Below are 310 nucleotides of genomic sequence, written 5' to 3' on the forward strand. Positions count from 1 at the left end.
CGCAGCCTGGTTCGAGTTCAGGGCGCTGAAGCCGGCCGTGCTCATGGCCTGCAGCTGGGCGCTGGTGAACAGCGGGATCTGGTCGCTGCTCAGACCCACAGCCTGCAGGGTCTTCATCGCGCCCATCGCAGCGTTGCTGATCTGGGTGACGTCATTCGTCTCCAGACCCACGATCGCTTGCGAGCTCAGGTTCGAGAACTGCAGGGTGCTGATGGCGCCGACTTGCGAGGAGTTCAGGGCCGCGCCTTGATCCGAGCTCAGGTTAGCCATGGCCAGGGTCGACAGCACACCGAACTGGGTGTTGCCCAGA

1 protein-coding gene is annotated in these 310 nt (G+C 63.9%); it reads right to left on the minus strand.

Annotated elements, in window-relative coordinates; all coding sequences use genetic code 11:
• On the minus strand, positions 1–310 hold a 310-nt coding region (locus LZ005_RS21560), incomplete at both ends, for a hypothetical protein (RefSeq protein WP_237811142.1).

Origin of the sequence: Massilia sp. TS11 (assembly GCF_022012445.1) — a bacterium.
Taxonomy (GTDB): Bacteria; Pseudomonadota; Gammaproteobacteria; order Burkholderiales; family Burkholderiaceae_D; genus Telluria.